Annotated in this window: 4 protein-coding genes and 1 pseudogene; 3 read left to right on the plus strand and 2 right to left on the minus strand. The window is 51.3% G+C overall.

From position 1 onward, the window contains the following. Positions 1-36: 36 nt before the first annotated feature. Entirely contained in the window at positions 37-1,809 is a 1,773-nt protein-coding gene (locus ACAN55_RS14570) for a glycoside hydrolase family 2 protein (RefSeq protein ID WP_379133986.1), read from the plus strand. Between the two features lie 138 nt (positions 1,810-1,947). On the opposite strand, the gene ACAN55_RS14575 is transcribed toward ACAN55_RS14570, so the two are convergent. Then, positions 1,948-2,346 carry a GNAT family N-acetyltransferase gene (locus ACAN55_RS14575; RefSeq protein WP_379133988.1) on the minus strand — a complete coding sequence of 133 codons (399 nt, stop codon included), beginning with the start codon at positions 2,344-2,346 and terminating at the stop codon, positions 1,948-1,950. Between the two features lie 315 nt (positions 2,347-2,661). On the opposite strand from ACAN55_RS14575, the gene ACAN55_RS14580 reads away from it, so the two are divergent. Together ACAN55_RS14580 and ACAN55_RS14585 are read left to right on the plus strand one after the other, a co-directional pair. Further along, positions 2,662-3,315 (plus strand): HD domain-containing protein, encoded by a 654-nt coding sequence (locus tag ACAN55_RS14580; protein ID WP_379133991.1) that lies wholly within the window; start codon positions 2,662-2,664, stop codon positions 3,313-3,315. Then, positions 3,308-4,753 carry a DEAD/DEAH box helicase gene (locus ACAN55_RS14585; RefSeq protein ID WP_379133994.1) on the plus strand — a complete coding sequence of 482 codons (1,446 nt, stop codon included), beginning with the start codon at positions 3,308-3,310 and terminating at the stop codon, positions 4,751-4,753. The genes ACAN55_RS14580 and ACAN55_RS14585 overlap by 8 nt, the downstream gene beginning before the upstream one ends. 103 nt (positions 4,754-4,856) lie before the next feature. Here the strand turns inward: ACAN55_RS14585 and ACAN55_RS14590 are convergent. Further along, a pseudogene (locus ACAN55_RS14590) lies at positions 4,857-6,572 on the minus strand (ABC transporter ATP-binding protein). Between the last annotated feature and the right edge of the window lie 228 nt (positions 6,573-6,800).

Genomic DNA, 6,800 nt, shown 5'->3' on the forward strand with positions numbered 1-6,800 from the left:
AATATAGACTACTTACAGTAAATTGGAGGGATTCATATGGCCGAGCAGGTTCGGGCGGAATATCCGCGTCCGCAGTTTATTAGGGATTCATGGCTTAACTTAAATGGGGAATGGCAATTTGATTTTGATGATGATGGTGTGGGCGAAGCAGAAGGCTGGCATCTGGGAACGAAAGATTTGTCACGCCGGATTCAGGTTCCGTTTGCCTTTCAAAGCACCCTGAGCGGAATCGGAGATCCCGGATTTCATGATACAGTCTGGTACCGCCGCGAGCTGAACATCCCGGAGAATTTCCGGGGACAAGGAATTCTGCTGCATTTTGGAGCCGTTGATTATGAAGCGTCTGTCTGGGTGAATGGCATTCTGGTAGCCAGACACGAAGGCGGGCATACCCCTTTCTGTGCGGACATCAGCGCAGCGCTTGACCATACAGGCCAAACCGCTAACCGGCTGGTGGTAAAGGCCGTGGATTACAGCAAGGATGTGACCCTGCCAAGAGGCAAGCAATACTGGAAAAGTGATTCAGCTAGCATATTCTACACCCGGACGACCGGGATCTGGCAGACCGTATGGATGGAAGCTGTTTCTTCTACTTATTTGGACAAGGTGAAATTCACCCCCGATATCGATAATAAAAGCATTGAGCTGCGTACGTTCATCAAAGGACCGCTGAAGGAAGAAGGCCTTAAGCTGCAGGTGGATATTACCTTTGAGGGCCAACCGGTATCAAGCGATGTGTATTCCATAAGAAATTCACAGGAAACCAGAAGCATCTTGCTCAGCGATTTCAATGACCATGGTCTGGGCAGATGGTGGTCGCCCGAGCGTCCGAATTTATATGATGTCACCTTCACGCTGCGGGATGACGAGAAAGTTCTCGATGAAACCACAAGCTATTTCGGTATGCGTAAAATATCCATCGAAAGCGGGAAGCTGTGCCTGAACAACCGCCCCTATTTCATGAAGCTAGTGCTGGATCAGGGATATTTCCCTGATGGCAATTTGACGCCTCCAAGTGATGATGACATCCGCCGGGACGTTGAACTGACCAAAGAAATGGGATTTAACGGGGCACGTAAGCACCAGAAGCTGGAGGACCCGCGTTACCTGTACTGGTGCGATAAGCTGGGGCTGCTCGTATGGGGAGAAGCCGCCAATGCCTATGAGTATTCAGAGGAATATGTGCGCCGGTTCACGAACGAATGGCAGGAGAGCATCGAAAGGGACTATAACCATCCGTCCATTGTGGTCTGGGTGCCGCTCAACGAAAGCTGGGGTGTGCCGAATATCGCCATCGACAAACGCCAGCAGCAGCATGCCCTGGCCATGTACCATCTGACCAAATCCCTGGATTCCATGCGGCCGGTAGTATCCAATGACGGCTGGGAATTAGTGAGCACGGACTTGTTCAACATTCATGACTATGAATGGCGGCGTGAGGTGCTGGAGGAACGTTATGCCTCGGCAGAGCGGGCCGTAAGCGGGATGCCAGGCAACCGCAAGCTGGCTGTTGAGGGCTATCCGTATCAGAATCAGCCGATTCTGGTCACAGAGTTCGGGGGAGTCGCTTATAAAAAAAGCCACTGGGACGGCTGGGGCTACTCCGGTGCCAGCAGTGATGAAGACTATGCTCAGCGGCTGGACGCGGTAATCGCGCCTCTGCTTGCCTCCGGCGTCGTCCAAGGTTATTGCTATACGCAGCTGACTGATGTGGAACAGGAGATTAATGGCCTGCTTACCTATGACCGAAAGCCGAAGCTTCCCTTGGAGATTATCCGCGCAATTAATGAAGGAACACATCAGGCGTAGATTTGCAGTCAGGTTCGGAAAGTCCTCATCCTTATAAAAGAATACAGCCTGTTCTTCCGGCCAGAGTGCTGCCGGAGGAACAGGCTTTTTTAATGTGCTGTGAATACACATGGTGCATGCCCGGAGAACCCGCTTTCACTATTTCGTCCGGGGAATCAGGAACGCGTTCATCAGCTTATCGAACCCGAGCTGAGGATAATAATCCATAGCTGAGGGAGCAGAGAGTAATAGAAGCATGGCTTCCTCTCCCAAATGCCCGCGCAGCACGTTCACGAGCTCTTTGCCGATACCCTGCTTCTGATATTCCTTGCGTACGGCAAGATCGGATAAATAACAGCAGTAAGCATAATCCGTAATGGCCCGGGCCAAGCCCACAGGCTGATCGCCGTCCCAGGCGGTGATGAGGACATCGGCATGCTCCAGCATTCTGGCAATCCGGTCCAGGTCTTCTACCGGGCGTCTGATGCCGGAGCTGATAAAGATGCCGGCCGCTTGTTGAGCTGTAAGTGGGGTGTTGATGCGGTACACAATAGTCATGAATAACACTCCTGTCTCCTTAATGAGCCGTTTGGCAAGGCAAGAAATGGTGTATCCGGTTTTGCTCATTATGAACAAAAAACACGGCGCTGCAAAAGGCCAATTTACATATTTTGAGCGGGTCCGGCAGAACTATGGCTGACAGAAAAGCCTCTGCTCACAGATAATCACGCAGTTCCCTTCTAAATATAAGGTTTCTCCGCCCTTGTGGTGATGACGTTGATTCAGTATGATGATTGTTGTACTCAATCCGATTCAATTCGATATCATTCGATTTATTTCGAGATCATGATTAATAGATAAGGGAGTTACAGAATGAATAAAGCATTAATTATTAGCCAAGCTGAAGCTTATGTAGTGGAACAGCTCGGCGCCGATACTACCGGACATGACTGGTGGCATTCCGACCGGGTCAGAAATACCGCTGGTGTTATCGCTGAAATGGAGAACGCAGATCGCTTGGTATGCGAACTTGCGGCGCTGCTGCATGATGTAGCTGATGAGAAGCTGAATGACTCCAAGGAAGCGGGACTGGACAAGGTTAGCGGCTGGCTCTCCTCACATTTGGATAATCAGGAACAGACCAGCCACATCATGAACATCATCGGGACGATGTCCTATAGCGGTGGAGGCGGGCAGCCGATGGCTACGCTCGAAGGACGGGTCGTTCAGGATGCCGACCGGCTGGACGCATTGGGTGCGGTCGGAATTGCCAGAGTATTCGCCTTCTCGGGTGCGAAGGGACGTCCTTTGCATATCCCTGGGCTTCCGCCACGAGACGAGTCGCTCAAGGAAGAGTACCGGGACTATTCCAAAGGCACAGCCGTTAACCATTTCTACGAGAAGCTGCTAAAGCTTAAAGATTCAATGAATACCTCCTACGGCCGCACCATCGCCGAGGAACGGCATGCTTTTATGCTGAGTTATCTGGAGCAGTTCTATAAGGAATGGGGTTCAAACCATGAGTAAGCAGGAATTTAAGGATTATCACCTAAGTGAAGATATACTAAGAGCTCTGGAAGTGCTGAACTATGAGCAGCCGACGGAGGTGCAGAGCAGGGTTCTGCCCGTTGCTCTCGAGGGACAGGATCTGATCGTGAAATCACAGACCGGGAGCGGGAAGACGGCTGCCTTCGCTATTCCGCTCTGCGAGTCCGTGGACTGGGCGGAGAATAGGCCGCAGGCTCTGGTTCTGACACCAACCCGCGAGCTGGCTGTTCAGGTGAAAGAGGACATTACTAACATCGGGCGCTTCAAACGTATCAAGGCCGTAGCTGTATTCGGCAAGCAGCCTTTTGCCCAGCAGAAGGACGAGCTCTCACAGAAATGCCATGTGGTAGTAGGTACACCGGGACGTGTCTTTGACCACATTGAGCGGGGTACGCTTCATCTGAGCAAGATTCAATACCTGGTCATTGATGAAGCCGATGAGATGCTGAATATGGGTTTTATTGAGCAAGTGGATGCGATTCTCAGCAAATTGCCGCAGGACCGGGTGACGATGCTGTTCTCTGCAACTCTTCCCGAGGCCGTAAAGAATCTGTGCCTTAAATACATGAAGACTCCAGTGGATATTGAGATCAATACCGAAGCGGTTGCGGCCCCCACCATTGAGCATATGCTAATTGAAGTGAAGCAGCCTGCGAAGTTTAAGCTATTGAAAGATCTCATCACGGTGGAGAACCCGGACAGCTGTATTATTTTCTGCCGGACGCAGGATCAAGTGGATGCTTTGTTCAGGGGATTTGCCGATGCCGATTATCCTTGCGACAAGATTCATGGCGGTATGATGCAGGATGAGCGGCTGGAGGTTATGAAGGCGTTCAAGCGGGGCCGGTTCCGGTATCTGATCGCTACGGATGTTGCGGCACGGGGAATTGACATCGAGAATATCACCCATGTAATTAATTACGACATTCCGATGGAAAAAGAAAGCTATGTGCATCGCAGCGGCCGGACCGGACGTGCGGGCAACCAAGGAAAAGCGATCACCTTCGTCACGCCGAACGAACATAAATGGGTGGCAGAAATCGAAGAATACATCGGCTTCAGTATCCCGGTTGTAGAAGCGCCTTCGGCTGAAGAGGTAGACGAAGCGAGGGAAGCTTTTGAACAGACGATCGGGTTTCAACCGCTGCTTAAGCAGGACAAGAGTGAGAGCTTAAACAAAGATATCATGAAGCTCTACTTCAATGGCGGCAAGAAAAAGAAGCTGCGCGCCGTGGATTTCGTCGGCACTATAGCCAAGCTGGAGGGCATCACCGTAGAGGATATCGGCATCATCACGATCCAGGATAACGTCTCCTATGTAGATATCTTGAATGGTAAAGGCAAGCAGGTGCTGGAAGCAATGAAGACAACGACGATTAAGGGCAAGCAACTGAAGGTGCATATCGCGAAAAAATAGCAGTTCCCCTCAACCGGGAGACTGCCATAAAGAAGAGCTGTCCAGACCATACTCCGGTCCGGACAGCTCTTTTGTTATACATGCCGCTTTAACAACAGAAAGCTTAAGCGTTATATTGCGCCTGATGCAGACGGCTGTATACGCCTCCTGCACTGACAAGCTCTTCATGCCGGCCTTCCTCGGCAATGCCGTCTTCACTCACCACAATGATGCGGTCCGCATTCTTGATTGTGGTCAGGCGGTGGGCGATGACGAGTGTAGTCCGGCCGACGGACAGCTCAGCCAACGACTGCTGAATGGCGGCTTCTGTCTCCGTATCCAGTGCAGACGTGGCTTCATCGAGGATGAGAATCGGCGGGTTCTTCAGGAACATCCGGGCGATCGCAAGGCGCTGCTTCTGCCCGCCGGACAGCTTCACACCGCGTTCTCCAATTACCGTATCCATGCCATCCGGGAGACTTGTGATCAGATCCTCCAGATGTGCGCGCCGGGCTGCCTGCCAGATCTCATCCAGCTGCGCATCCAGCTTGCCGTAGGCGATATTCTCGCGGATCGTGCCGGAGAAGAGGAATACATCCTGCTGGACAATGCCAATCTGCTTGCGCAGTGATTCCAGCTGGTACTCACGGATATCCGTCCCGTCAATGGTGATCCGCCCGCCGGTCACATCGTAGAAACGGGGCAGCAGGCTGCAGATGGTGGTCTTGCCGGCACCGGATGGGCCAACAAAGGCCACGGTCTCCCCAGCAGTAATGTTTAGGCTGATGTCGTTCAGCACCTCACGGTTCTGCTCATAGCCGAAAGAGACATGCTCGAAGACGATGTCTCCGTGCAGGTGACCGGCAACGACGGCATTCGGCGGGTCGCTGATATCTGGCTCGGTATCCATAATCTCCAGGTAACGCTTGAACCCGGCGATTCCCTAGGGATAGCTTTCAATAACAGCGTTGATCTTCTCGATCGGGCGGAAGAAGATGTTGGACAAGAGAATAAATGCCACGAACTCACCAATCTGCAGTTCCCCCTGGATGAAGAACCAGGCGCCGCTCAGCATGACCAGAATGGTAATGAGGCGTGTCATCATATAGGTGACCGATAAGCTTTTCGCCATAATCTTATAGGCAAGCAGCTTGGACTGGCGGAACATTTGATTGTCCACGGCGAACAGCTCTTTTTCATGATTCTCATTGGCAAAAGATTGCACGACCCGGATACCGCCGACGTTATCTTCGATACGCGCATTGAAGCTGCCAACGTTGCCAAACAGCCTGCGGTAGGTGGAGGTCATGTTGCGTCCGAAGTAAATAATGACCCAGGCCATCAGCGGAACGATGATAAAGGTAATAATCGCAAGCTTCAAGTTGATATCTGCCATCAGCACAAAGGCACCGATCAGCGTCATGACCGCAATAAATACGTCCTCCGGACCGTGGTGGGCTACCTCACCGATGTCATTCAGATCATTGGTAATCCGGCCGATCAGATGACCGGTTTTATTGTTGTCGAAGAAGCGGAAGGATAATTTCTGAATGTGGTCGAACATTTTTTTGCGCATATCGGTTTCGATGTTGATGCCCAGCATATGGCCCCAGTAGGTTACTACGTACTGCATCACCGTATTGAGGAAATAGATGGCGAATAAGGCAAAGCACGCTGCCAGGATCAGCGGCCAGTTCTGCCCCGGCAGCAGATCATCGATGAACCTGTTTACAGCCACCGGAAAAGCGAGCTCCAGTAGTCCGGCGCCGACCGCGCAGACGAAATCCAATATAAAGAGCTTGCGGTAGGGATGATAATAAGTGAAGAAGCGACGAAGCATGTTTGTGCTCACTCTTTTCTGTGAAGGAATAGGGTATTTAATCAACATTTCCTATAAGTATATCGGAATCCGAAGCATGCATCACGGTAAAGTTTAATTTTATACATGACAAAAAAAAGGCCGCCTCCGCGTTTGTAGACGAAGTGGTCAAGACCCCATTTAGTAGACATTGAAAAAAGACCTAGGCTACAAGCTGATTCCTGTACTCAACAGGAGTCAGCTTGTTTA

The sequence above is a fragment of the Paenibacillus oryziterrae genome (assembly GCF_042610485.1).
Classification (GTDB): domain Bacteria; phylum Bacillota; class Bacilli; order Paenibacillales; family Paenibacillaceae; genus Paenibacillus_AQ.

What these genes read in the sequence shown, in the direction of transcription:
- ACAN55_RS14570 (WP_379133986.1), top strand. Translation starts at nt 37, where the DNA reads ATGGCCGAGCAGGTTCGGGCGGAATATCCGCGTCCGCAGTTTATTAGG.
- ACAN55_RS14575 (WP_379133988.1), bottom strand. Translation starts at nt 2,346, where the DNA reads ATGACTATTGTGTACCGCATCAACACCCCACTTACAGCTCAACAAGCG.
- ACAN55_RS14580 (WP_379133991.1), top strand. Translation starts at nt 2,662, where the DNA reads ATGAATAAAGCATTAATTATTAGCCAAGCTGAAGCTTATGTAGTGGAA.
- ACAN55_RS14585 (WP_379133994.1), top strand. Translation starts at nt 3,308, where the DNA reads ATGAGTAAGCAGGAATTTAAGGATTATCACCTAAGTGAAGATATACTA.